We start from the raw sequence: 23320 nt of genomic DNA on the forward strand, positions 1-23320 counted from the left end.
GCGCCTTTTCAAAGAACCGGACCTTGTGTCCGGTTTTTTTATGTCTTTAATTCAAACGCTTAGCCGATAAATACGGAACTCAAACACTCTTATTAGTATTTAATTCGACTTATTATTCAATACCTTAGGTTTGACAGCCCCTATTAGTGCGGCTCAGACTCCGAGCCTATCTACATAAGCCATAGAACAGGACCTCGACATGAAAGGCGACATCACCGTCATCCAGCATCTCAACAAGATCCTCGGAAACGAGCTGGTCGCAATCAATCAATACTTTCTGCATGCCCGCATGTATGAAGATTGGGGCCTGAAAAAACTCGGCGCGCACGAGTACCACGAATCCATCGACGAGATGAAACACGCTGACAAGCTGATCAAGCGCATTCTGTTCCTGGAAGGCCTGCCTAACGTACAAGATCTGGGCAAGATCCTGATCGGAGAGCACACCAAGGAAATGCTTGAGTGCGACCTCAAAATCGAAAAAATAGCGCTGACTGACCTCAAAGCGGCCATCGCGCACTTTGAAGTTGTTGGCGACTTCGGTAGCCGTGAGCTGCTCGAGGACATTCTCGAATCCGAAGAAGAGCATATCGACTGGCTTGAAACCCAGTTAGGCTTGATCGATAAAGTCGGGATCGAAAACTACTTGCAGTCGCAGATGGGCGACTGATCGCTCACTGACGAAAAAGCCCCGCACCTCAATCACGAGGGCGGGGCTTTTTAATGCCTGGTATTTGAACGCGGTGAGTCAGGCACACCGCGTCAAATCATTCGCAGGCAAGCCTGCTCCCATAGCTTCTGGGCAGACTCACATCAGCATCCATCAAGCGTCGGCTTTATCCGCTGCGGCTTTGGCGGTCGCTTCTTTGACCTGCGTTTGCAGCTCACCACTGGCAAACAGCTCGGTGATGATATCGCTGCCGCCAACCAGTTCACCACCGACCCACAGCTGTGGGAACGTCGGCCAATTGGCATATTTAGGCAGGTTGGCGCGAATTTCCGGGTTCTGCAGGATATCGACGTAAGCGAACTTCTCGCCACACGCCATCAATGCCTGGGAAGCTTTCGCCGAAAAACCGCACTGCGGAGCATTCGGAGAGCCTTTCATGTAAAGCAGAATGGTGTTGCTGGCAATCTGCTCTTTAATAGTTTCGATGATATCCATGGAGCACCTCGGCTGAACTTTCCGACTCAGATGTCGGCACGGTGGCGCATTGTAACGGAATCCCGAGCACTACGCTCGGGCTCTACTCAACCGCCGACGGGTTACTTACGCCGCCGCCACGTGCACCGGCACCCCGTTCAGTACGGCGTTACCTGACAATGCGTCCAGTTGGTGCTCATCAGTCAGGTCGTTGGCGCTGACGCCCGGCTGCTTGCTGGCGATGCTCATGTGCACCCCAGGGCGCGCATGGCCCCACCCATGAGGCAGGCTCACCACCCCCGGCATCATCTCGACGCTGCCCAGGACTTGCACCTCGACCACCCCGACCCGCGAACTGACCCGAACCCATTGCCCGTCAGTCAGCCCGCGGCTGGACAGATCATCCGGGTGCATCAGTAACTGATGACGCGGCTTGCCTTTCACCAACCGGTGATAATTATGCATCCATGAGTTATTACTGCGCACATGACGACGGCCAATCAGCAGCAGCGCTCCTGCTTGTTGAGGCGCCTGCATTGCAGAGAACCGCGCCAGATCGGCAAGGATCACGGCAGGTGCCGCCTGAATCCGCTGATTGGCCGTTTTCAGACGCGGCTGAAGGTTGGGTTTGAGTGCCCCCAGATCCAGTCCATGCGGATGATCGCGCAACGTCTCCAACGAGAGTTTGTGTTCAGTCGCATCGCCGTACAAGCCGGCGCGCAAACCCAGGTCAATCATGCGTGCTGGCGGTATTGTCGGTTTCAGCTCGCGCCCGGCCTTTGCGGAAAATGCCTGGGCCAGGCCGACGAAAATCTCCCAATCGTGCAACGCGCCTTGCGGCTTTTCGAGAATCGCACGATTGAATCGTGTGACATTGCGCACCGCAAACATATTGAACGTGGTGTCGTAATGATCGTTTTCCAGCGCAGAAGTCGACGGCAGAATCAGGTCGGCATAGCGCGTGGTTTCGTTGATGTACAGGTCAATGCTGAGCATGAACTCCAGACCATCCAGCGCCTGCTCCAGCTTGCGCCCGTTAGGGGTCGAGAGCACCGGATTGCCCGCAACCGTGATCAGCGCACGGACCTGCCCTTCCCCTTCGCTCAATATTTCTTCAGCCAAGGCAGAAACCGGTAGCTCGCCCGCGTATTCCGGCAGACCCGAAACCCGGCTCTGCCAGCGATTGAAATGCCCGCCCGAGGTCGAGCTGACCAGATCCACTGCGGGCTCCGTACACAGCGCCCCACCGACACGGTCCAGGTTGCCGGTGACCAGATTGATCAGTTGCACCAGCCAATGGCAAAGCGTGCCAAAGGACTGCGTGGAAATCCCCATCCGCCCATAGCACACCGCTTTGTCGGCACGGGAAAAGTCACGCGCCAGCTGGCGAATCTGTTCAGCAGGTATTCCACAACGCGGGCTCATGGCTTCAGCGCTCAGGTGGTCGATGGCCTGCCGCACCTCATCCAGCCCATCTACCGGCAGATGACTGTCGCGCGTCAGGCACTCGTCGAACAGGGTGTTGAGCATGCCAAACAACAGCGCGGCATCCCCACCGGGCTGCACGAATATATGTTGATCGGCAATCGCTGCCGTTTCGCTGCGACGAGGATCAACCACCACCACCTTGCCGCCTCGTGCCTGAATCGCCTTAAGGCGCTTTTCAACGTCGGGGACGGTCATGATGCTGCCATTCGACGCCAGCGGGTTGCCGCCAAGAATCAGCATGAAGTCGGTGTGATCAATGTCGGGTATGGGCAGCAACAAACCGTGTCCATACATCAAATGGCTGCTCAAATGATGAGGCAGCTGATCTACGGACGTCGCAGAAAATCGATTGCGGGTTTTCAGCAACCCCAGGAAATAGTTGCTGTGGGTCATCAGCCCGTAGTTGTGCACGCTAGGGTTGCCTTGATAGACCGCCACCGCATTTTGCCCATGACGCTGTTGCAGGGCGAACAGACGGTCTGCGACCAGGTCAAACGCCGCTTGCCATTCGATGGGCTGCCACTCGCTGCCCACTCTGAGCATCGGCTGGCGCAGACGGTCAGGATCGTTCTGGATATCTTGCAGCGCCACCGCCTTGGGGCAGATGTGCCCCCGACTGAAGCTGTCCAGAGCATCGCCCTTGATCGACGTAATCCGCACCCCGGCACCCTCTTGGGTCGTGGTCTCGATGGTCAGCCCGCAAATGGCTTCACACAGGTGGCAGGCACGGTGGTGGAGGGTCTTGGTCATTGCCAGCCTCATTTTGTTTTGGGCCACCTTACGGCAGCGGAAACAAAACTATGGCGGTTGAGGGGCGAGTACGCCAGAGGGGTTCGTCTTGTGAATCGGGGGGCATCAAGCGGGCCGATACGGCCCGTGCAGGTGTGCCGATGCGCGTCAGTTGATCAGCAGCATCAGGCTATCGGAGTGACTGACTTGTGCTGCATTTGCAACTCATCGACGGTTTCGATCTGCTCCTGAGCGACGTGAACGCCGGTCAGTTCGCCGATCAGGCGCCAATGATCATCAAGGCCGACGCTGATGGTCGCCATGCGATCAATCATGCGCCGCCCCGCCGACCGGGTAATCTCATCATTGCTGCGCAGCAACTCGAATGACATGGACGTTATCGACGCGGTGAGGTGCGTCAAAGTACGTGCCGTCAGTCCGAGTAATTCCGTAAGCTGCTGTTCTTTAGAATCCATTCCTCATAGCTCCTGTGATGAGCAATTGCCATTTATACCTCAGCCTCGACATTTATGAAATGGTCAGCCAGCCTGCTCAAGGCCGGGGCAGACAGTAATGTTATGGAACTGTTACGTGATCGACATTAATTGCCAAGGTCTTGGACCCCAGTGTACAAATGCTTCAGTCTTTCCAGAAGTCAGCGCGCTATTGGCAATACGCGACATTTGCTTATAACGGAATGTGCGGGAAATACAGGGGATTGGGCCATTTTAGCAGTCTATCGACCCCTTGTATTTGCGCTGAATTCCCTGCCCTCGCCTGAGCAATCCGCAAAGATTGGCCCAAGAATTGGCCCAGACCTCCCCCGACGTCCTGCCGACCGAACACATCCTCTATAGCTCGTCCCGATAAGCCAGCGACAGGATCACGGACTGCCGAAATCGCGCCTATACAAAATTGAACTATTTCACACGAATTTGTTCATCCGCGAATATACTGACCCACCATCAAACGGAGTTGGTCATGGACATAATTCATCCAGCAATCATAACGTCAGTAGCTCTCTCGCTAATTTGGATCACAATTGAACTTTTAAGCCTGTGCACGCAGAAAATGTCTAACTGGCTAAACGATAATCCTCAGCCGATTCAGCGGAGCTTTGCATTTAGGTCCCTGCTGAGGCTGTTTAAAATTGAAGACGAAGATAGCCTGACGGTCTGGGCTGGCGTACTGGTGGTGCTTATGGCATGGCCAGTATCTTTTATATTGCTCGGAGCTACGGTATTGGTATTTCGCGACCGGAAACGCCGTAGAGATAACAAGCAGGCCATAGCGCCGACAATAATTTAACGCCGCCTCTACCGCTATCTATTGTCCGATCCCATCGTAAGCCTGTTCGCATGCTAGTCCGGCTATTCGGGAACGGTCAGCAAGGGAAGCCAGGTCTGCTGCTCGCTGGTTAGCGCGCGTGAGCAGGTCGGATAGCACCATTGCGGCACGGTTGGTTGGCGGGCTTCCAGTGGCAGTGGTGGAATGGCCGGTGCAGCTACTTGGATCGGCTGCCAGCTTTGCGGTTGCGAGCTGCACGCTGCCAATAATGCTAACAGTGGTAGCATGATCAAACTTTTCAGATACGTTCGATTGAATCGCATGGGCTTGCACCTGTTGGTTATTGTTGATCCTGCTGAGTTCGACCGCGCGCGCATCTTCTTCAGCCTTGGCCTTGGCCAGCGCCTGTTTGGCTACTTCTGCATCCCATTTAGCCTGCCACCCAGCGTTTGCTAGGGTTTCGCCGTGGTGATAGGCGCCATACAGCGCACCGAACACCAAAAGTATGGCCAGCAGGAAGGCTCCGGCCTTTGTGTAGAGTGATGTCATGCCAGCACCTTGAGCGCAGTGTTATAGAGGGCGAGCCGGTCAGGCTGACCATTTAGGCCGCCATTTATCTTTTTAGTGATCGCTTCGAGATTCCCGGCATCGGCCAAAGTATTCAGGCCATTGCTTGCCCAGTACCAGGCGGCAGACAGCGCGGCGTAGATCGGCTGCTCTAACAGTTCGGGCGCCGTCAACAGGTCTTGCGCTAGTGCAGCGCCGCAAGCCTGATAGTTCGTCCAGCCTGTTACCTGGATCAAGCCGCGTCCTCGGTACTTCCAACCGTCACCGGTTACGGCAGGGCCATTGCCCATGCGCGAGGCGTAGACGATATTCGCGATCTGCTCGGGCTGGCGGGCCACTTGAGCGGCCAGTGCTGGAGTAAATCGACTTGGCCACGTAGCCACCAAGCCCGGCGCGCCATAATTCAGGTTCTCGACCAGTTGCGTCAGTTGCGCAGACTCATGCCCGACCTGAGCCAAGAACGCCGCCATGCGCAGAGGCGTGATGATTTGGTACTTGCCCATGGCCGTATTCAGTGCAGACACAAAAACACCAGCGACTTGGCTGGCGTTAGGGAGAATTTGCAGCAACTGCTGCTGGGTGATTGGCATTTCACACTGCCTTATAAAGGTTGATTTTCGTCGTCATGCCGGCATCGTCTTCGGTCGCGAAGTTATCCAGCGGATTGACCTTAAATCCGAACCGAACAACCAGTGCGTGTGTCGGGCTCCATGCACGCACCCAATAGAACGAGTACCAGCGGCGCCATCCGCCCACGACGAGCTTCGTGGTCACGAATTGCCAGCCAGTGAAGTTCGGGTCGTCGCGCACAAAGCCTTGCCCGCTGAATGTCGCCACGCACTTGGATAGCGGGCACGACCATAGCGAGACGAGCCGCATGTTGTTGACGGGGTTTCGAAGTGCGGCCCATGTGTACATTGCAATGAATGATGTAACTGGCAGTCCGAACGGAGTCGCGGCAGACCATGTGCCATGCTTGTCGCCAAGCAGCCCGTCGTAATCGTTACCAAACAGCCAAGCCCATCACGGAAGGTTGACGATTGGGCGACCATCGCTCTTGCTGATGTCGTCTACGCGAAACGGAATCGCAATAGCCACGACAAGCAGGCCGAGCAAATCCGTGACGATGTTGCAGGCCAGTAGGAATACCCACTGGATAACAGCTCTGCAGATGTCGAGCATTGGCTTTCTCCAGCTACAAAAAAACCGCCCGAAGGCGGCTGATTTGACTATTTGGTTACTCGGGCATAGTCGGCCAGGTTGGATCGGCGACAGTTAGGTCGACCAACTTCAGGTCGCGGTAGTATTGCTGCCAGGCCTTACCTTTAATGGTGTCGTCGTCCGTGGCGTTTCCAAGGTTTTGTGCCAAGAAGTACGGCACCATTGCCACTGATGCAGCGGTGGATAGCACCGCTTGAGCAGCAGTGTTAACTGCAACAATATCCACGGGAGGGTGGAAGTAATCTATATACCGCTGATCTGTATCATCAACTTCCCCCTGATTCGGATAGACATTAGGATCTTGCGGCCCCCCGAAAACAGAGACGATTTTAGTTTCTGTTTCATCCGAAAACTGAACGTAGGCAATAGTCATCTTTAATTCCTTAAAAAGTGTATTCGGAAAGAGCTACAGCAAAACTAATGGTCCCAGTGCTAGCTGAGTCCACGTAGTAAATTGTCTGAGGGGTTGAGATTGGTATCTCATGGAACGGCGCAACAATACCGCCGCCTACGCCTGTGTTAGAGATCGCCAGCGTTAAGGTCCCTATGCTTGCGCCAGATCCGCCAATTGAGGCCGCCAAGTTAGAGCCGGACGCGCTGGAGGTCAGAGTTAGCGTACCGTGGCACGACTTGGCATTTAAGGGGGCGTAAGTGCTGATGTTTAGGGCGGTTGCCGTGCCTTGTTGAGTGGAGGTGCTGAGTACGGTCGTGAGCGCGGTATACACGGTCCTGTCCGTCTGCGAGCCTACTGTAAATAGACTGCTGGCAACTCGCTGCACACTAACAAGGGCAGACGCCGTGTACCCAGACGGCATATTGGCGCCGCTGTAGACCTCTGTCGCCGATGCCGATGTTGCATTGACAGCGAGTAAAGCCGAAACACCCGATGTCGGATTATATGTGGCATAGATTGCAATATAGCCAGTAGCCGGAACGGTTCCCGTGTCCATCCCGCCAGCGCCGGAAGTAGCAAGGTTTATTGCTTTGTTAAAGTTGCTGAGTAGCCATGCGGCGCCGCCAAGTGACGACTTAACTGCAATCTCATCGGCCGTATAGGTGGCCGTAGCGCTAGCGGTAGAGATCGACATTTTTCCGTTGCGTACGCCGCCCACTACCGCTGCCATCTGCGAAAGCTGGATAGCTTGCTGCGATTGAATGGCAGGAGCAACTTGTTCTGGCGCTCCGGTACAGAACAGGAGAATGTAAGCGCCGCCACCGATTGAGGTGTTCCACTGTACCCAGGCATCGCCGTTGGCGATCAGCTCGCTACCTTGCAGTGCCGTCTGTGCGCCGCCTACCAAGGCTACGGCGCCTAACCCATCATTGAAGGTTGAAGCGCCAGTGTTTGTGGTTTTGACTTTGAAGCGCAGAACCTGGCCTTCGGATCTGGCAACAACGGCCGGCACAAAGGCGCAAACATAAGCGTTAGCTACGCCGGTATCTAAGGCGAATACATTACCGCTGACGCCTTTAGCGGCGCTGAGAAAGTTAGCCTCAAGCGTTGCAGTTGTCCCGTCATCTACAGCATTTTGTCCGGATTGATCGGCGATGAACTGGCCGATCATTGCGGCCATAATTGAAGACTGACGCCATGCTTTATTGAGCTGGGCGGAGTTCGCAGTACCTGAAGAGAAGCCAGAAGTCCTTGCAGCAAGAGCAAGATAGGCGGCCTGGGTCATCACATTAGCGCCCACGGCTCCGCCGAACGGCAGAAAGTCATTCGTTGCCATACATACCCCGATTTATTTAGTAGATCTGCCCCCAGCTTCCTTGATCGAAGCCGGATACATATTGAGTGGATGCGTCAAACCCGAAGAGCGGGCCATCTGCTGTTGGGGCGATGTAGTAGTTGACGTGCACGCTTTGAGGCTTGATCGGGATATACCCGCCAGTCAGTAATGCGAGTTCTATTGCAGAAGGCGCCTTTCCGGCTACGCCGATGGTGATCGTCATGTCCTGATTGTCTTGAATAAAGACTAGCGAATCCCCGCTAAACACCAGGTCCATAATTTCCTTGGACTGCTCAAGTGTTCCGTCCCAGCGATTAGCCCCTATCTTGGCCCTTATTAGCGTTTTGTATGTCTCGTCATCTAGGGTTGTAATTCCATTCGCAGGGTCGAACGGCCCCTTCCATGACCCTTGATCAAACCCAAGTCCAGCAGTATCGAGCGAGAAATACACGCTAGTCAGCGGTGTAGAGATGTTTCTTCCGACACCTACCCACAAGCCGATCACATCGATCTGCACGCCGACCGCATTATCCAGATCAAAGTCATCAGGCAGGCCATCAGAAACGGCCGACACATCAACAAATGCCTGAGCGACCGCCGTTACCATGAACATGAACTTAGGCTTATCGGAGTGCTCACTTGTAATCTTTGCGGTGTAATTACTGATATCTATCATATCAACTCACCGTCAGGATTACGCTCGCAGGCGTGCAGCTTGCTGCTTGGTTGAATGTCAAAGGCACGTCCGGAACGCCGGGACCACCGGGGCCACTAAGGCTTAGAGCCGTCAGCTTGAAGGTCGAGCTAAATGGGACGCTATTGGCGACAGTCAGGGCATCGGCCCACTCAACAGTGCCGCTTGGCCCGCCACCAATTGCTACTTGGTTTGCATAATCAGAAACCGCCTGCTGTAGCGCAACTCCCGTAGCCGTTACAAACCCTGTGAGCGCCTTGATGGAAACCGCTGCACCGATAGCTCTGTACGTAGGTCGAGAGAAATTGACGGTGATCGGCGTGCCGTAGGCATCGGGCACTGTTACTGACGTAGTTCCAAATGTTCCACCGCCAGGCCCTTTCTTGGAAGCGATTGCGGCGGCGATAGCAGTTAAATCTCCGCCCTCAACGACAATCGCAATGCTGTGCGCTGGAATACCATTTGCGTCCGCAGCACCAGTGTCATTGTCATAAGTGGCATAACGGGTAACGCCAGGAACGTTTGCTACGGCTCCGGTAGTGCCTTCCAAAACGGTACGGGATGGCAGCGCTGTCGATGTCTTCTGTCTCTGGCGAAGAGTGGCGTCGGTCTCGACCGGAGCTCCGGCGCTGGCTGCCGATGCGTTGGTTGCAGTTTGCCAGCCGCGAGTCATGGTGATTATTTTGTTTATCTGGTTTATGCCGGCCGCCACCGCTCCAGGAGTCGAACAGATAGAGGTTGCGGTGATAGTTCCGGATGGGGGAATGGTAACTAACGCTGGAAGCGCCCAGTTGTTGCTGGACTGATCCTGCACTATTCCTGAAATAATCTGCGTACCAGCCTGGCCTACAATAGTCAGGTCAGCCTCTGAGTTGGTCGGTACCGCGCGGGCAATGCCGTTAATTTTAACGTTGCTGGACAGTCCTGTCTTTTGCGCGGTGTTGGGCGAGAAAGAGAAATACGAGCCCATCACCGAGGCGTTGGCATCACTGATCGCCAGCGCAATAACACTCAGAAATTGACCGTCTTGAGAGTCATTTTCCAGATAAGTGTCGGCGCCATAGATCGACTGGAAGGAAGTCTTCAGGTAGTTCAGGACATCGGCATATGTCGGCGCAGTGATACCCGTTGCCGAGATGGTCGGCGCGGTCGATGAGGCCATTAGACTGTCTCGCTTATGGTGGTGGTGCCGTAATCCGTAGTAATCGTCGCAGACGCCGTCAGTGCTCTACTATTGGGGTCGAAGGTGCTGTCGTAGCTATCGATCTGCGTAAGCCCGGTCGTTCCGAGAATGCGTTTCTTAATGGCGGCATCGCGCGTAGCAACGGTACGCTCGCCGAGCACTTCGCTATTCCATGGCGTGCCATCCGATGTATCAAGGAACCACTCGCCTAGGTTTAGCTGGAGTCGAGTCTCTACCGCCTGGGCAACTGCCTCGGGCGAATCGCGGTAGAAGTCGGCCTGTTGATTGCCGAAGGAGTAATCGCCGTTGGCGTCTAGCTTTCGGTATCTCATGTCAGCCGCCCTTAACAGTGGTGGTCATATGGACATCAGTCATCGGCGTGTTTGGCACGCCGGAGCCGCTAGATGCGTGGGTATGGCTGTTGAACAGCGCCAGGAAGGTAGATGTCACGAACTTCAATAGCGCTTGTCCGGATGCAGCCAGGTTGATCACTGGGGCGATCACATTCGCTGACGATGTCGAAGTAACGTTGATTGGCGCCGTCGTGGTTATATTGATCACATGCGTGGCCGAGCTGACTTCAATGAACGCTGCACCATCGTCAGTCCGCAATTGTGCTGCAGATAGACTGATGCCTGAGATGACGTGTGGCTGCGATCGGTAACCAAGCTGAGCAAATCCATCAGACAGGTCATGCATGCGCAGCTCAGCTTGCGTCTGGATGCCGCCCGACTGCCACCATGAGTCAATGCAGCGCGAGGCGAATACAACTAAGCATTCATCCCCGACCGCCACCGGGAATGTAAGCGTGCATCCTCCACCGGACGGAAACTGGACTGGACAATCAAGCAGCAGAGGGTAGTTGGTGATGCTAATATTTCCCTGCTCATCACGAACCGTGCCCTGAATCGCAGGCTGAACGGTTACCGTCATTGCCTTATCATTAAACGACTGAATTATTCCAGGCATGGAAGTTTGGATTTTGGACTGCCAGCCACTCAGCGAGACCTTCAATACTGAAAGAGGGTCTTCTATCCGCTCAAGTATGTTCATGGGGTTATCGCCTTGAAGAGAGTTTTAGCTATTCTTTTTGTTGTCTCGGCGCCATGCGCGCTTGCCGAAACAATCCTTGTAGATCCGGGCGCCACCCATATGTTTGTTGGCGACAAGTTCGACGCCCGAACTGCGCAGGAGGTCTTATATGAGGCTCGTCCGTGTAAGCTACCTATCGTGAACGCTAAAGATATGAGGCAATACACGACCACCACGATGGCCAAGCCAATGGAGGCTTGCTGGGGCAGGACACTTGGCGGCGGAGTTACTCAAATCTTCGAAAACGGCATGTCCTTACAAGTCACCGAAAATGCATATGTGGCGGCAAGCGTCGATGGATCAGGATTTGGAGTGGTTACAAAATCAATTTATGAGCGACGAAATTATCAGCCATGCACAGAGGCAGATAAAAATGGACGAATGTGTCTAAAGGGTCAGCATTAGCCGAACGGCCTAACCGATCCTGGCTCTGCAATAGCGCCAGGTATGCCAGTGCCAGCCTTGATCATTGATCCGTTAGTTACCGATGCGTCTATTGAGATGCAGATCGCCTCGGAGTACCACTCTTCGCCTCGGGTATCCCCATAAAAACTCACATTCAACACCTTATAAAAGCCGTCGGCATCCAGCCTTATCTGGACAAGGCTCAGAGAAGTAGATTTCTCAGTCAGAGGGGCCGGGTTTAGCCTGAGTTGCTGGATGCTTGAGTTATCGATCTTCAGCTGTCGCCCAAGCCGAATGCCCGGATTGAGCAATGTGCGCACCGTAACCCCATTTTGAGTCTGCTCCGGCAACCCAATCATGCCCGTGGCTGACGTAACTACTACGACTTCCCCAGGCAGGTACGCAGTGTTTGGAATTAGGGTTAGCTGTCCGTCCTGAATACTCCAGCTGACATCTTGCGTTTTCCCCAAGGCATCAAGAAAGTCACGAGTCATCCCGTAAAAAACCTTTCCCCTTGGAAGCTTTGCCGCCGACAGTACAGAGGTATCCCCCATTGTTACGCCGCGCGATGTCATGGACTGCAGCGCTTGCTGGAGATGATCGCTAGCCGTTGATCCTGCAGCTAGAGAAACATTCATCACGGCAAAGTTGTATGCGCTATCACCATCTGCTGCCGTGATGTCCACGTAGGTGTCGGTCTGGCTTTCCCGCCCACGCCTGGCCTGCTTGATGGTTCCGTCGAAAATAATCCCAAAATTCCCCGCGTACCCAGCTTGCAGCACGACACGAGTAAATTCTTTTTCAATTTTCTTGGTTGTCGCATCGCTAAGATTGTAAACGCGTATGTCGGCGGTATTCGGCGTGCTTATATCGCCGCGCCGGACGCTGAACCGAATTCTCATCTCTGATAGGTCGATAGCGGACTTGTCGTCACCAATCTTCAAACTGATCTGTCGGAGATACTGAGGTACGCTCATTGCTACTCCGTAAACCAGTAAAGGTGCGAATCGATACCGAGGTTGGTAAACGTGGGAACTGCATCAGGATCTGCAGTCGTCTGGCACCAGAGCACGCCGCCCAAGCCAAGGTAGTCGTATTGATCTAGCAGGTTAATGCCGGTCACCAATGGAATCCCTTGAATGATTGGCGTGCCACTATTATCAGCAATATCAAGAACCCACCCAGCGCCCTCAGAGTTACGCCATTGAGCGGTCAGTCGATAGCTGACGCCAGATAACGAAACGACAAAGGTCTGCGGGGTCGGCGTCATTGGAATTTCAAAGTTAGCCATTACCTACCCCGTTTGGTGGCTGCCACCCGCCAGGCGCCGGCACACTTACGATTGCCTGCTTGGTTCCGGCGTCAGAGGTCTCGGCCGTATCTTGCGGATGAGCCTGATCATCCTTCGGCGGCAGCGTTGTCGCCTGCGTTTGCACAATAATGATCTGCTTAAATACAGCGATGACCATCAGGGTGTATTCGCTTTTCTCGTCCGTCGTCACGCCAAGGCTACGCATGAGCATGTTGGTGTAAAGGCGCTTTCCAGTTGAGACATCGAAAGGAATGCGTGACGCCTGAAGCGCGAGCAACTGGTTGTAGACGCTGGATACGTAATCCGATCCGAAGGCACTGCCTCCTGATAGCGCACTCACCAAGCCGGTGATTCCACCCAGAACACCAGCAAGACTAGCATTGCTCCATCCGCACCTGATGTACAGGTCCGGGGGCTTCTTGAATGAGTGGTCAGTGATGTTTGCGCCGAGCTCGACAGGGTGCTCAGTTATCTGAAGCTCATCATTGGCGACCTCTTCCATCGTTACCTGGGCAACGATGCTGCCAATGGATCGCTTTGGATCAATGGTGATAAGTCCTGCAAAGTTAGGCATGTCAATTCACCGGAGTGCTCATATTGCGCACCAATTGCTGGTTAACCCTTTGCTGTGCGCCGCCCACTGCGTTTGCAGTGGCGGCAGGGTCTTGCGCTCCGTGAACAGTAATGTTGGTAGTTTGATTGAGCTGGCCCGCCATCTCGCCGCGCGTCAAAGCCTCTTTGCTTTTAGTGTCCTCGTCTGAGCCGGGGCGCTCGTAGTAACGAGAAACAACAGATCCAGATTCCTCGGCGTTTTTTGAGGCTCGAAGCAACGCTCCGGCTTTTTTCTCAGACCCTTCCGTAAGCTCATAATGTACAAACTCAAGCTGCTTCATGAGGTCTGAACGGGCGTCAGAAATATCAAATCCCGCCCACTTCTTGAAGTCTTTTTGCCGATCCGGGTGCCATTGCCCGATACCTCTGGCGCTCCAGAAGTCTCCGAGAGCCTTTGGGTCGAAATTACTCTCTGCCGCCAAGTTGGCTGTTATTCCCGACGCCTGCTCTGAAGTCCAACCTACCGACTTAAAGAAGTCTTTCGCGAAACTGGCCTTGTCTTTATCGACATCCTGCAGCTTTCTCCATGCATCAGACCGCGCGCGCTCGCGAGTTTCCTGCTCTGGTGTTTGTCCGCGCTCCAGTAGACGCCACGGTTCCGTGCTTTTTCCTGGACCATCATCATTCCCGCGCTGGTCGTTATGCCTTTGGGCTTCTTTATCCTCGCCTTCATTAAGATTGGACGAGTACATAAGCGCGGCGGCGCTGGTCAACGGAACCAGAATTGCCGCAGCACCAGAAAGCCCAGCGATAGAGCCGCCAAGCTTGAGAAACGATGCTGCTAGACTGAGTATTCCCCCGACTAATGGAGCTGCTCCAAGCGCGCTTAGCAGTACCAGTAGCGCAATAATCTTGGTGCTCCAGCCGTCCGTGGCATTATCAAGCTGCAAAAAGAAGTCCCATATTTTTTGGAGATAAGGGCCTGATCGTTCGACAAGCTGCAATAGCTTCAGAGTTATATCCGCGATCCGTTCAGCAATCATCGGCCCGTTTTTCTCGAACCATATTTCAAATTTTTGAAGGTCAGGCCCAAGCTTGCGCATCAGCGCCGACTGCACAAGGATCGAGAACGATTCGAACTGAAGACCTACATCTCGCAGCGTATCCATGAATGCGTGAGCATCCTTGGTAGCCTGGTCTAGTCCACTATCATTAAGCTTTTTGCGGTTCTTTTCGAGTTGCGCGCCAAATTTGTCATCCTGAATGGCGCGCAGGGTTTTCTCATCGATGCCGAGCACGCCAGCGTACTGATTGGCCTGATACCAAGGCATAGCCTTAAGCTTCTGACCAATGTTGACGAGCATGTCAGCAGTGTCTTTCAGGTTTCCGTTGGCGTCACGCGTCTGCACGCCAATGCCTTTCAGGAAGTCTTCGCCGCCAGGGGTGTCACGCAGGAACTTAGCCAATCCCTCAATGGATCCGCGAGCCTCTTCAGCTGAAGCGCCAAGACCGCGAGCGGCATACTCGGCAGACTTAAGGCTTTCAGCAGATGCTCCGGTACGCTGAGCGGCGAAGTATAAGCCCTCAAGGTTTGACGCGAACGCGGCTACACCGGCTGCAACAGTGAGTGACGCGCCCGCAATGGTTGCTACCAGCTTGGCAACACTTTTGGTTGCGTTTTCAATGCCCCAGGTGAAGTCCTTCGCGCCTTTCTGATCAACCTTGAAGCCAAGGCCAACCAGAAACTCCTTGATGACGTCTTGGTCAGCCATTCTATTTCTCCGTCGCGCGCCTCATCCGCTCCTTGTTTTCGGCTCGGACCAGTAGCGAATCATTCATTTTGGCGATGTCGGCCAGGTCCAGCGTGCAATCAAGTAGCGACTCATACCGGCACATACCCTCATGCACTGGGATAAGCAGCCAATCCTCGTCGCCTGGAAGCTTTGCCAGTTCGACCGTCAGGCCTTGGGAGTACTCTGGCCGGTAAGCATCCCGCGTAAAAAAGGGCCGAGGGATTCAGTTATTACGCGAACCGATAGCCGGATCATTACGCCGATATCCAGATCATCGAACATGCAGATGTTCTGCGATGCACTCCAGACTGGAGACCATGCGTTACCTTGTTTGCGCGATACAGCACCAAGGCAAGTGGCCAAGATGAATTCTGCAGTGGCATCAGGCATCGCGGCGATACCATCCGCGAACGGAATCATTACCTCCGCCATTGATGACAGGTCACCGCTGAGCGGAGACGGCGTCGAGCCATTATCCTTGGCGATTGCGGAGGAAGCCTGGAGCTTCATGAACACTGGAATCAGCGTGGGAATGATCGGAGCAATCTTGCGCGACAGATGGAATTGCTTGAATGCGTCAAGCTTGCCGACGCGGTAGGTATTCTCGTCGAGGTCGAATTCGCTCATCAGTACGTACCAAGGATCGAGTCAATTTTGATCGAGTCAAAAACCCACTCGTAGACGCCGCCGTCTTTCTTGTACGTGAGGTCTGGGACCTTCTTGAATGCACAAGAGCGGCAGCCGTGACCGTCACCACTCGCACTGTTCGTGACGGTGATGATGTTCTGACCCCATAACGAAGAGCTAAGGCTCTGCGCATCATACAGAGCCATGAGCTTGGCGTTGGTTGGCGAGGTTTGCAGGTAGCGGAATACCACCGTGCCAGACTTTCCAGCGTGCAGCGAGTGCATGCCTTCGCCGTCAGCACCAATGGTCATGGTGTTTTTGTCATCGGCGCGAGTAATGGTTATGCCTTCTTCTGCGTTAGCAGATCCAGCACCCAAATCAAGCACTGCGCCAGCGCCAACGAGCGTGGCGTTTACATCCAGAAAGCTATAGGTAGCCATGTTTGATCAGCTCCGATCAACGGTTTACGTTGATGATGACGTTGGCGAAGTGCACGGCACCGGCAAGCTTTGCGGCTACCTGGATGACTGGTGCTTGACGGGCCTGGCGGGCGGCTTGGGATTGGGTGTCTACAGATGGGGCGAACACGTAATAGCCTTTAGTCAGGTACTGACCGGATGCGATAGCGCCAAATGCAGGGCCACTCCATACGCCAGGAGCGCACAGTCCGTTTGTTACCGCTCGCTCCATCTCGCTATCGATGGTGGTGACGATCTGATTGATGCCGGTATCGGTCTGCGGGATCTTGTTTGCACTGGTGTAAAGCAGGTTGTAGACGGCGGTTTGGACGTCGTTTTGCAGCCAGTCCAGGCCGTGCACCTCATCGAAGAAGTACCCGTTCGCCATGGTGCCTTCCTGAATGATCGCGGTAGCGTTGTCGTAGTTGACGAACACGTTGCAGTTTTTTGCTTTCAGGGTGGCGGCCTGGGTTTCATTCAGGTTTTCAGCAGTAATGCCTGGCTCCTGCTTGAATTTCAGGGTGATGGTGGTGTTGTTCCCTGAGAAATTCACCGTGAACGCTCGGCCAAACATCGACGCGGCAGCATACGGTGACGCACTGGAGAACTGCACGAACGACCTTTTGTAGGTCGCTGCCATCATCTGGCTGGCGATGTCGGTAGTGCTGGTCGGGTCCATTGCTGCTGATGCAGTAGTGGTGACGCCGAAGATACGGCTTTGCGGGGTAGCCTCAATGAAGCCAGCGACCGCCAGCAGGTCCGAATTCGCAATGGTGGAGTCAGCAAACATCGATCCGTACCAGTCATTCGATGCTGATGCCAGATTGGTAATGGCTGCCAATGGTGTTTCGGCAACAATTCCGCCTACTGGCACCGAAGCCATTGCAGTGGTCAGGCCGAGTAGGCCACTGATATCCACGCCAGACACTGGTGCCGTCGCGTAGCTGACAGTGGAAAGTATGCCGGTTGTCGCGCTGCGGATATCGAAGCGGCTATACACGGCGTTCCAGATACAAGTACCGGCAGCACCAAGGCCTGCAGTGATAGCCGACGCTACGCCGTTCAGGTTGGTGGTGGATGAAAGGTTGATTGCGGCTAGGGTTACCAGCGTGCCATCAATCGTTACCTTCATGCCGCCAGTAGTGATAGCCGTGAACAAACTCATCGCTTGCTGCGCCACCGATAGCGAAGCGCCCTTAAGGATGCCCGAGCTTGCGGTCTTGGCCCATCGACCAACGTACAGAATTGACGGCTGGGGCGACTGACTGAAGAACAGACTTGCGGCCAGGTATTCTGGCGCCGTGCTCCCAAAGTCCGCTACCACGCCAGCTATGCTGGAATATTGGCGAATGCGCTCAGAAACATCGATTACAGGTGAATAGCCGAGGATCAGCAGAGCGCCAAAATTGCGCACAGCAGCTGCCTTCGGAGACATGACGATCTGGACGTTCACGACGTCCGAAATGGCAAGAGTCTGCATTTTTTTCTCCGGGGTATATCAGTCGACGATGGTTACCGGTGCCGACAGAATGTTGAGCACTGGGTAGACGCGCGTTACTTTCCTGCGCATCTCGATGAAAAGGTCGTAGCGTCGTATCCATTGCTGATTGACCAGTTCAGGGACTGGGCGAATGGATGAAGCGCTCACGAAGGCCATGCCTTTGGCCTTAATAGCCTCGGCGTTCTGAGGGATGAAAATCCCGTCGCGCATGATGGATGCGTATCTTTGCGAGTTTGGGCCGTAGAACGTCGCTAGCAGCGTCAGGCCCTCATGCATCTGGTATTGGTCATTGCCGTCGCCAGATGAGTTGTGATCAATTGCCGGATTCGCGACCGTCTTTGTTTCCTGAACGCCAATAGCGCACCAATTGACACTTGGTTCTGGCTGCTTGGGTGGTAGCGACTGCCATCGAGGACGGACCATGCTTCCGGGTATCCCTGATATTCCACTGACCATTCCCTGAAGAATGTCCTCAAGGTCTTGGTCTTCTTCGGGCGCACTCGACCCGCCAGGGACCAAGTAGCCACCGGTTGCCGAAGTGTTTGCCATGGTCTATCCAGCCAGAGGTTTTAAATCGCAAGTCGCCGACACGAAGCCTCGACCGAAGTGGGCATAGTCGTTGACGTTGGAGACGACGTATTCATTCCCGCGCCAAGTAACGGTGTCGGCAGTGACGTTGTCGAAGCCTGACGTGAGCTGGAATATGGTGTGAATCGTGATTGACCCTTTCTTGCGCTCGCCACCGGCAAGCCGCTCAAGGATGTCTCCGCTGTCACTGGTGATCACACCTGCAAAGACAGATCTAACAGTCGTTGTTGTGGGGCGGCCATTGTCTCCGACCGTCTCTGTAGTGCGAACACAGGCTAGGCCCATATCCATAAAATCAGGGTCAAGCAGTACATCCGTGACATCAAGAAGAGCCATGTTTTAGTCCTTCTTGCGGATGACGTAGGTCATTGCATTGCGAAGCTGGGATGTATCAATAAGAGGCTTGACGCCAGTTCTGCCGCGCTTTCGTCTCGCTGCAAGCGTGGATTTTGCCAGGGGCGCGAAGTCACCGTTAGTGATTCTGTTCCTGACTCCAGCCTGGGCGATCAGGCCGGTGGCGTTTAACTCGTCGTCGACTTTCTCTGCATTTCCAGACATTGCTGCCTTTGCCGCCTTTTCCAGATGGGCCGTGATGCTTTCCATCTGATCCTCGACACCAGGTATCAAGGATGGTCTTGCGGGGATATTGGCTATGGGCGATCCGTTCTCCATGATGTATCCAATCTGCGCATTGTTCAGCGGAGACTTGTCCTCGTTATCCCTAGACGCTTTAGTCGCTGGAATACCGACCAGAACCTGCTTCCCTGCAAGCTCCTGGATTGATGCTAGAACCTGCGAAACCCTATCAACCGTGATTTTCATCGTCATAGCTGAATACCGCCAGACCCCACCATGCGAGCAATCTGTAAGAACTGAATGCCGTAAGTTGAGAGGTTAAAGAATCCGCCACCCTCTAGCACAGCGGCGCCCGAGTCATATCCGACACTGACCTTATCCACGGATTTGCTGGTGACAGGCCCCTTTATCTGTCCTGGCGTGCCACCTACCGTCGAAGCAAGCTGATTGCCTGCTGCAAGGGATAGGTTGTGCGCTGCGAACAACTCAAGCCCAAGATCGAGGTAGTCACACCACCGATCAGGGTCGAGAGTCTTTCCGCCCAGTGTCAGCCAGAGATTCACGGACGTATCCGAGTATTTGGATGGATCTGCAAACTCTGGGAAGTCCTGACGAAACTGGTCGGAATTCATGGTCAACTCACTGGTTCTGGTTCAGTTGCAGGCTCATTTGTCGCAGCCTGTTCGGCGGCCGGATCAACTGCTGACTCCGACACGGCCTCTGCGGCAGGCTCATCAGGCTGCCTGGCTTTTGCTTGCTTGGCGGTCAATGGAGTGGAGTTTGCGACCACGAACCAGTGAGCCGCAATCTCATCCTCCACTTCCTGGATGCCTGCGCCGATTTCTCGGACACCTTCGGCCAGGTTGAGCTTGAAACCTTCGAGCACGTTGATAAATTTCATGGTGCTCTCCGGTTAGATGCCGTCGCGGTAAGCGACTGTTTCAGGATAAACGACTTCTACGCCACCCAAACGACCGAAATAGGTAGTCAGTTGGCGAATGTCGCGGTATTCCAGCGGAGTACGCTGCAGCGGCACCAGCGGGAAGCGAATACGGTCGATGTCGTTGGTGTATGCCATCATCCGGTTAGTGGTCGAGGTGCCACGACCGGTCAGCCATTTCAGCGGCAGGATGTTCAGCGGAACACCGTTGAGGGTGTTCGACAAGCTGTTGACCTTGAGGTATTCCAGCAGCGAGATGTTGCCCGCAGTGGAAACTATCTGAGACACCAGGCGGCTGAAGCTCACTGGATCAAGGCGCAGTTCGCGTGGGCAGATAGCGAAACCGGATGCAGCCCAAGAGCTGTTCAGGATTTCGTTGATGTCTGCCAGGATCTGAGCGGCTGATGCGGTGCCCCAGCCACCAGTTACAGCGTTGCTCACGTTGGTGACGGCGGCGGCGTTAACCATGCCAGTCAAGCCAAGAACGCTGTCACCGATGTAAACCTGTTCGTCCACATCCATCTGGTACTTCAGGTTCATACCAGCAAACTTCTGCTGATCAACCGGGCGGCCCAGCTTCTGTGCGGACGACAGCTCAGGCAGTGTCCAGCCCAGCTGCATGCCCCACAGGGTCAGCGGGGTGGCTGTCTTGCCGATGTCCAGCGCGATACCGGCGATGGCGTTGGCATCTTTGCCGATCCAGCTTTTACCGCTAGGGCTTGCGCCACCAGCAGCAGCGAAGGTGGAGTTGGTGAACGAAGACAGCTCATCAGCAATGCTGACGTCTTCGCGCAGCATGATGTCACGCGACCAGGTCACGGACGCCAAAGGCATGTGGAGGTTCTGATCCAGGCGCTCAAGCTCGCCAATCAGGAACACACCTGCGGAGTCGATGGTCTGGCTATCGAACGTCATCAGGCCGTCGCGGGTGTAGGCGCGCTTGATAGCACGCGGCAAAATCAATTGGCTCATCGAGCTATCTCCGTCAGATGTTGTAGGCGATTTCAACGTTGCCAGCGGCGTCAGCAGCTGCCATGAACGTTGCGCCAACAATGGCAATGGTGTTGGTGGTGTCAGAAGCGGCTTCAATGCCGCCGATTGGCTTGCCCGCACCAGCGGTAGCAACCCGGACATAGACCTGAGAGCCGAGCGAGGCGGTGCCTGCGTTACTCTTCACGGTCATGTAGCCACGGCGCATGTTGTCGCCAACACCTTTGGTTGGTGGCGTCGAAGTGCCTAGCGGGTCAGAAGCAGCGCCGCCAGTGGTTGGGTATGGCCGTACATAGAGGCCATAAACAGCAGTGGCAACATCACCTGCACCGACAGGAACAAACTTGCCGGCAACGTTTTTGCCAAACAGGCCGTAACCCGCGAACACGTTCGTCGAGTCGAGAATGCAAGGCTCGATGGTGGATTGAGATGGACGGCTTACGTCGCCCGGAATGCCCGAAGGCATGCGATACAAAAATGCGTTACCCATTGGTAATACCTCAGTTAGCGGCGGGCGCCGTTCCAGAATTCGTTGTTACGCTTGTTGATCGCTGCGATATCACCAGGCAGACCGAAGTCGTTCGTGGCGATTTTCGTGCGATTACCTTGCGAGTTGTTTTGCGCCTTGATCAGCTCCGATGCACCCATGAACGCGGTAGCGACCTGATCAGCTGTCAAGGCGCCAATCTGGCGGCCAAACAAGAAGGTGTTCACGGCCGACTTACCATCTTCGGTAAGCGCAGACTTGGTCAGCGCCTGGCGCTGGCATGAGCACACCGCATCGGCAAATTTGACCTTGCTGTCTCGGGTTGGAAAGCTGATGCCTGGCGACAGAATTTCAGCGCGCGACAGCAGATCAGCCCATGCGTCGGAGTCACCGGTATAAGTGACGCCCTTGGCTTCAGGGGTAGAAGCGGCCACCTCGGCATTCAGAACGTCATCCTGAGTCATGTCCGGGTCTTCTTCCTCGTCTGAGGTTTTCGACTCTTTCAACTCGGACTCCATGTCGCTGAAGCGCTTTGTCAGTGCGCCAACAGCCTTGACGAGCGAGTCGAGGGTTTTGGAATCGCCAGTCTTGGTAGACTTGCTCTCTTCCTCTTCTTCCTCGCCATCAGCTGTTTCTACTTCTTTTGCCAGCGCTTCAGCTGCTTCGGCGTCCTTAGACATGAAGGCTGCACGCAGGCGATCAGCAAACGTTCTTTTGATGGGTTTCTTCATTTCAGTTTCCTTGTCTCCGATTGCACATCGCGAGCCACAGCGGCCGCGCTCTACCAGGGCAACGTGGTTGCCCACGATGTTGCGCTGCGCCCCGCGACCGGGACTCAGCTGTTCGTAATCTGCGTCATAGCCGCACGACACCTGGCGTAAGCCGGCGCGCACTTCTGTGATTGCTTCGTGGTCAGTGATCAGAAGGTCTGCAATGACCAGGTCTTGCTCGACACCTTCGCCACGACGCACGTTTTGCACGGTGCCGACGGTGAGCTCTCGCCAGTTCTGCGGCGTTACACCTTCTTCCGGGTGATCGATCGTTACTGACTTGCCTTCGAAGCTCGCCAATGTCTCAGGACGAAAAACGTCCTCGGCGTTGCGCTCAATGGTTACCAGTCCCGAGAAGTTCGCCTCTACTGGCACTTCATGCTCGCCGTAGATCAGCGTGCCGGTGCGGGCAATAGGAACGCCTTCGCACAGCAGAAAGCCCTCGGGCGTGAAGTGCTGACGCGGGCTGATTTGTTCGGGCACGAAGTAGCGCGCGGACAAAGCCTCGTCTTGGGTTCTCACTCGCATAGGGGTTTACTCGGGAATGACAGGTTCTGGATAACAGCGGCAGTTCGGGAAGCAACCAGCGTGGCCGGTCATCTTGTCGAGCGTTGGGGGTGAATCCCAACGAACGAACTTGCCATTCATCTCTTGGTGCGAGTGACGGACGTCGCTGTCGCCAGAGGTACGCCAGATGTAACCCTCGCTGCCAATTGATAGGGCGCGGGCCTGGGTAAGCGTCGACGCAGTGCGCGACACTTCAGTTCGGGCGATAGTTTTGGCTTTGCTCTCAGATACTTCGCCAGAGCGCTGTATCTCTTTGGCTATCTCATTGGCGCGCGTGCCGTCCTCAATACCTTGCAAGGTGAGTTCGTGCACGCGCTTTGCAGCATCAAGAGGAATACTTTTGATCAGGGTGACCTGCTCAGCCAGAAGGCTTTGCATCACTTTGCCAGTCGGAGCTGTGCGAATCTCTTCGCGCAACGACCGAGCCATATTTTCAGTCATCAAGACCCATGCTTTACGGTCCTGATGATTGACCTCTTCAATCATCTTGCTCGACGTCGATACCGCCCAATCCGTGAGCAAGTCGGCGTAACGGTTCAGCATGTGATTGATGGTCGGCTCAACTGATGGATCGCCAGGCGGGAAGCCGTTAATGATGCTCCCCACCTGCCGCGCCACT

At 54.8% G+C, this 23320-nt stretch carries 32 protein-coding genes; 3 read left to right on the forward strand and 29 right to left on the reverse strand.

What is annotated here, in order from left to right; translation table 11 throughout:
* Positions 1-199 precede the first annotated feature (199 nt).
* Positions 200-670: a bacterioferritin gene (bfr, locus tag QN399_RS00795; RefSeq protein WP_322181431.1), complete on the forward strand. Its 471-nt coding sequence runs from the start codon at positions 200-202 to the stop codon at positions 668-670.
* A 153-nt stretch (positions 671-823) separates the two neighbouring features.
* Here bfr and grxD read toward each other — a convergent pair whose 3' ends face one another.
* The 3 genes from grxD to QN399_RS00810 all read right to left on the reverse strand — a co-directional run bounded on the left by grxD (position 824) and on the right by QN399_RS00810 (position 3837).
* Positions 824-1165 carry a Grx4 family monothiol glutaredoxin gene (grxD, locus tag QN399_RS00800; RefSeq protein ID WP_219064183.1) on the reverse strand — a complete coding sequence of 114 codons (342 nt, stop codon included), beginning with the start codon at positions 1163-1165 and terminating at the stop codon, positions 824-826.
* Between the two features lie 105 nt (positions 1166-1270).
* On the reverse strand, positions 1271-3382 hold the full coding sequence (locus QN399_RS00805) for a molybdopterin oxidoreductase family protein (RefSeq protein WP_322181434.1): 2112 nt from the start codon (positions 3380-3382) through the stop codon (positions 1271-1273).
* A gap of 164 nt (positions 3383-3546) precedes the next feature.
* Complete coding sequence (locus tag QN399_RS00810) at positions 3547-3837, reverse strand: hypothetical protein (protein ID WP_322181436.1); 291 nt, start codon at positions 3835-3837, stop codon at positions 3547-3549.
* Positions 3838-4342: 505 nt separating this feature from the next.
* On the opposite strand from QN399_RS00810, the gene QN399_RS00815 reads away from it, so the two are divergent.
* Positions 4343-4669, forward strand: coding sequence for a hypothetical protein (locus tag QN399_RS00815; protein ID WP_330200389.1), 327 nt, complete (start codon positions 4343-4345; stop codon positions 4667-4669).
* Between the two features lie 18 nt (positions 4670-4687).
* On the opposite strand, the gene QN399_RS00820 is transcribed toward QN399_RS00815, so the two are convergent.
* The 10 genes from QN399_RS00820 to QN399_RS00865 all read right to left on the reverse strand — a co-directional run bounded on the left by QN399_RS00820 (position 4688) and on the right by QN399_RS00865 (position 11096).
* Positions 4688-5197 carry a DUF2514 family protein gene (locus tag QN399_RS00820; RefSeq protein ID WP_330200390.1) on the reverse strand — a complete coding sequence of 170 codons (510 nt, stop codon included), beginning with the start codon at positions 5195-5197 and terminating at the stop codon, positions 4688-4690.
* The gene (locus QN399_RS00825) at positions 5194-5805 is read right to left on the reverse strand and encodes a glycoside hydrolase family 19 protein (protein WP_330200391.1); all 612 of its coding nucleotides are present in this window, start codon (positions 5803-5805) and stop codon (positions 5194-5196) included. Before QN399_RS00825 ends, QN399_RS00820 begins: the two co-directional genes overlap by 4 nt.
* A gap of 1 nt (position 5806) precedes the next feature.
* A complete protein-coding gene (locus tag QN399_RS00830; protein ID WP_330200392.1) occupies positions 5807-6025 on the reverse strand; it encodes a hypothetical protein in 219 nt (72 codons plus the stop codon).
* A 213-nt stretch (positions 6026-6238) separates the two neighbouring features.
* Positions 6239-6397: a hypothetical protein gene (locus QN399_RS00835; protein WP_330200393.1), complete on the reverse strand. Its 159-nt coding sequence runs from the start codon at positions 6395-6397 to the stop codon at positions 6239-6241.
* Between the two features lie 55 nt (positions 6398-6452).
* Complete coding sequence (locus QN399_RS00840; protein ID WP_330200394.1) at positions 6453-6809, reverse strand: tail fiber assembly protein; 357 nt, start codon at positions 6807-6809, stop codon at positions 6453-6455.
* 10 nt (positions 6810-6819) lie between these two features.
* Positions 6820-8166, reverse strand: a complete 1347-nt coding sequence (locus QN399_RS00845; protein WP_330200395.1) for a hypothetical protein — start codon at positions 8164-8166, stop codon at positions 6820-6822.
* 16 nt (positions 8167-8182) lie between these two features.
* Positions 8183-8842, reverse strand: coding sequence for a DUF2612 domain-containing protein (locus QN399_RS00850; protein ID WP_330200396.1), 660 nt, complete (start codon positions 8840-8842; stop codon positions 8183-8185).
* A gap of 1 nt (position 8843) precedes the next feature.
* Positions 8844-10022, reverse strand: coding sequence for a baseplate J/gp47 family protein (locus QN399_RS00855; RefSeq protein WP_330200397.1), 1179 nt, complete (start codon positions 10020-10022; stop codon positions 8844-8846).
* Positions 10022-10375 (reverse strand): hypothetical protein, encoded by a 354-nt coding sequence (locus QN399_RS00860; protein ID WP_330200398.1) that lies wholly within the window; start codon positions 10373-10375, stop codon positions 10022-10024. Before QN399_RS00860 ends, QN399_RS00855 begins: the two co-directional genes overlap by 1 nt.
* Position 10376: 1 nt before the next feature.
* Positions 10377-11096, reverse strand: coding sequence for a Gp138 family membrane-puncturing spike protein (locus QN399_RS00865; RefSeq protein WP_330200399.1), 720 nt, complete (start codon positions 11094-11096; stop codon positions 10377-10379).
* A 12-nt stretch (positions 11097-11108) separates the two neighbouring features.
* On the opposite strand from QN399_RS00865, the gene QN399_RS00870 reads away from it, so the two are divergent.
* Positions 11109-11540, forward strand: coding sequence for a hypothetical protein (locus QN399_RS00870; RefSeq protein ID WP_330200400.1), 432 nt, complete (start codon positions 11109-11111; stop codon positions 11538-11540).
* On the opposite strand, the gene QN399_RS00875 is transcribed toward QN399_RS00870, so the two are convergent.
* The 16 genes from QN399_RS00875 to QN399_RS00950 form a co-directional block, all read right to left on the reverse strand.
* Entirely contained in the window at positions 11537-12517 is a 981-nt protein-coding gene (locus QN399_RS00875) for a hypothetical protein (RefSeq protein WP_330200401.1), read from the reverse strand. The two genes, QN399_RS00870 and QN399_RS00875, sit on opposite strands and share 4 nt — an antisense overlap.
* A 2-nt stretch (positions 12518-12519) precedes the next feature.
* Positions 12520-12831, reverse strand: coding sequence for a hypothetical protein (locus tag QN399_RS00880; protein WP_330200402.1), 312 nt, complete (start codon positions 12829-12831; stop codon positions 12520-12522).
* Positions 12824-13426: a phage baseplate protein gene (locus QN399_RS00885; RefSeq protein WP_330200403.1), complete on the reverse strand. Its 603-nt coding sequence runs from the start codon at positions 13424-13426 to the stop codon at positions 12824-12826. Before QN399_RS00885 ends, QN399_RS00880 begins: the two co-directional genes overlap by 8 nt.
* A 1-nt stretch (position 13427) precedes the next feature.
* Positions 13428-15176: a phage tail tip lysozyme gene (locus QN399_RS00890; protein WP_330200404.1), complete on the reverse strand. Its 1749-nt coding sequence runs from the start codon at positions 15174-15176 to the stop codon at positions 13428-13430.
* Between the two features lie 186 nt (positions 15177-15362).
* Positions 15363-15824, reverse strand: coding sequence for a phage tail assembly chaperone (locus QN399_RS00895; protein WP_330200405.1), 462 nt, complete (start codon positions 15822-15824; stop codon positions 15363-15365).
* Positions 15824-16264 carry a phage protein gene (locus QN399_RS00900; protein WP_330200406.1) on the reverse strand — a complete coding sequence of 147 codons (441 nt, stop codon included), beginning with the start codon at positions 16262-16264 and terminating at the stop codon, positions 15824-15826. Before QN399_RS00900 ends, QN399_RS00895 begins: the two co-directional genes overlap by 1 nt.
* 16 nt (positions 16265-16280) lie before the next feature.
* Positions 16281-17762 carry a DUF3383 domain-containing protein gene (locus tag QN399_RS00905; protein ID WP_330200407.1) on the reverse strand — a complete coding sequence of 494 codons (1482 nt, stop codon included), beginning with the start codon at positions 17760-17762 and terminating at the stop codon, positions 16281-16283.
* Between the two features lie 18 nt (positions 17763-17780).
* Positions 17781-18332: a hypothetical protein gene (locus tag QN399_RS00910; RefSeq protein WP_330200408.1), complete on the reverse strand. Its 552-nt coding sequence runs from the start codon at positions 18330-18332 to the stop codon at positions 17781-17783.
* A gap of 3 nt (positions 18333-18335) precedes the next feature.
* Positions 18336-18707 (reverse strand): hypothetical protein, encoded by a 372-nt coding sequence (locus tag QN399_RS00915; protein WP_330200409.1) that lies wholly within the window; start codon positions 18705-18707, stop codon positions 18336-18338.
* Between the two features lie 3 nt (positions 18708-18710).
* Positions 18711-19199, reverse strand: a complete 489-nt coding sequence (locus QN399_RS00920) for a hypothetical protein (RefSeq protein WP_330200410.1) — start codon at positions 19197-19199, stop codon at positions 18711-18713.
* On the reverse strand, positions 19196-19579 hold the full coding sequence (locus tag QN399_RS00925) for a DUF4054 domain-containing protein (protein ID WP_330200411.1): 384 nt from the start codon (positions 19577-19579) through the stop codon (positions 19196-19198). Before QN399_RS00925 ends, QN399_RS00920 begins: the two co-directional genes overlap by 4 nt.
* Before the next feature lie 2 nt (positions 19580-19581).
* Complete coding sequence (locus QN399_RS00930; protein WP_330200412.1) at positions 19582-19848, reverse strand: hypothetical protein; 267 nt, start codon at positions 19846-19848, stop codon at positions 19582-19584.
* Between the two features lie 12 nt (positions 19849-19860).
* On the reverse strand, positions 19861-20859 hold the full coding sequence (locus QN399_RS00935; RefSeq protein WP_330200413.1) for a DUF2184 domain-containing protein: 999 nt from the start codon (positions 20857-20859) through the stop codon (positions 19861-19863).
* A gap of 13 nt (positions 20860-20872) precedes the next feature.
* Positions 20873-21367 carry a hypothetical protein gene (locus QN399_RS00940; RefSeq protein ID WP_330200414.1) on the reverse strand — a complete coding sequence of 165 codons (495 nt, stop codon included), beginning with the start codon at positions 21365-21367 and terminating at the stop codon, positions 20873-20875.
* Positions 21368-21381: 14 nt separating this feature from the next.
* A complete protein-coding gene (locus QN399_RS00945; protein WP_330200415.1) occupies positions 21382-22662 on the reverse strand; it encodes a DUF2213 domain-containing protein in 1281 nt (426 codons plus the stop codon).
* Between the two features lie 6 nt (positions 22663-22668).
* Positions 22669-23307 (reverse strand): phage minor head protein, encoded by a 639-nt coding sequence (locus tag QN399_RS00950; protein WP_330200416.1) that lies wholly within the window; start codon positions 23305-23307, stop codon positions 22669-22671.
* Positions 23308-23320 lie beyond the last annotated feature (13 nt).

It is taken from the genome of Pseudomonas sp. 10C3, assembly GCF_036346185.1.
GTDB lineage: Bacteria > Pseudomonadota > Gammaproteobacteria > Pseudomonadales > Pseudomonadaceae > Aquipseudomonas.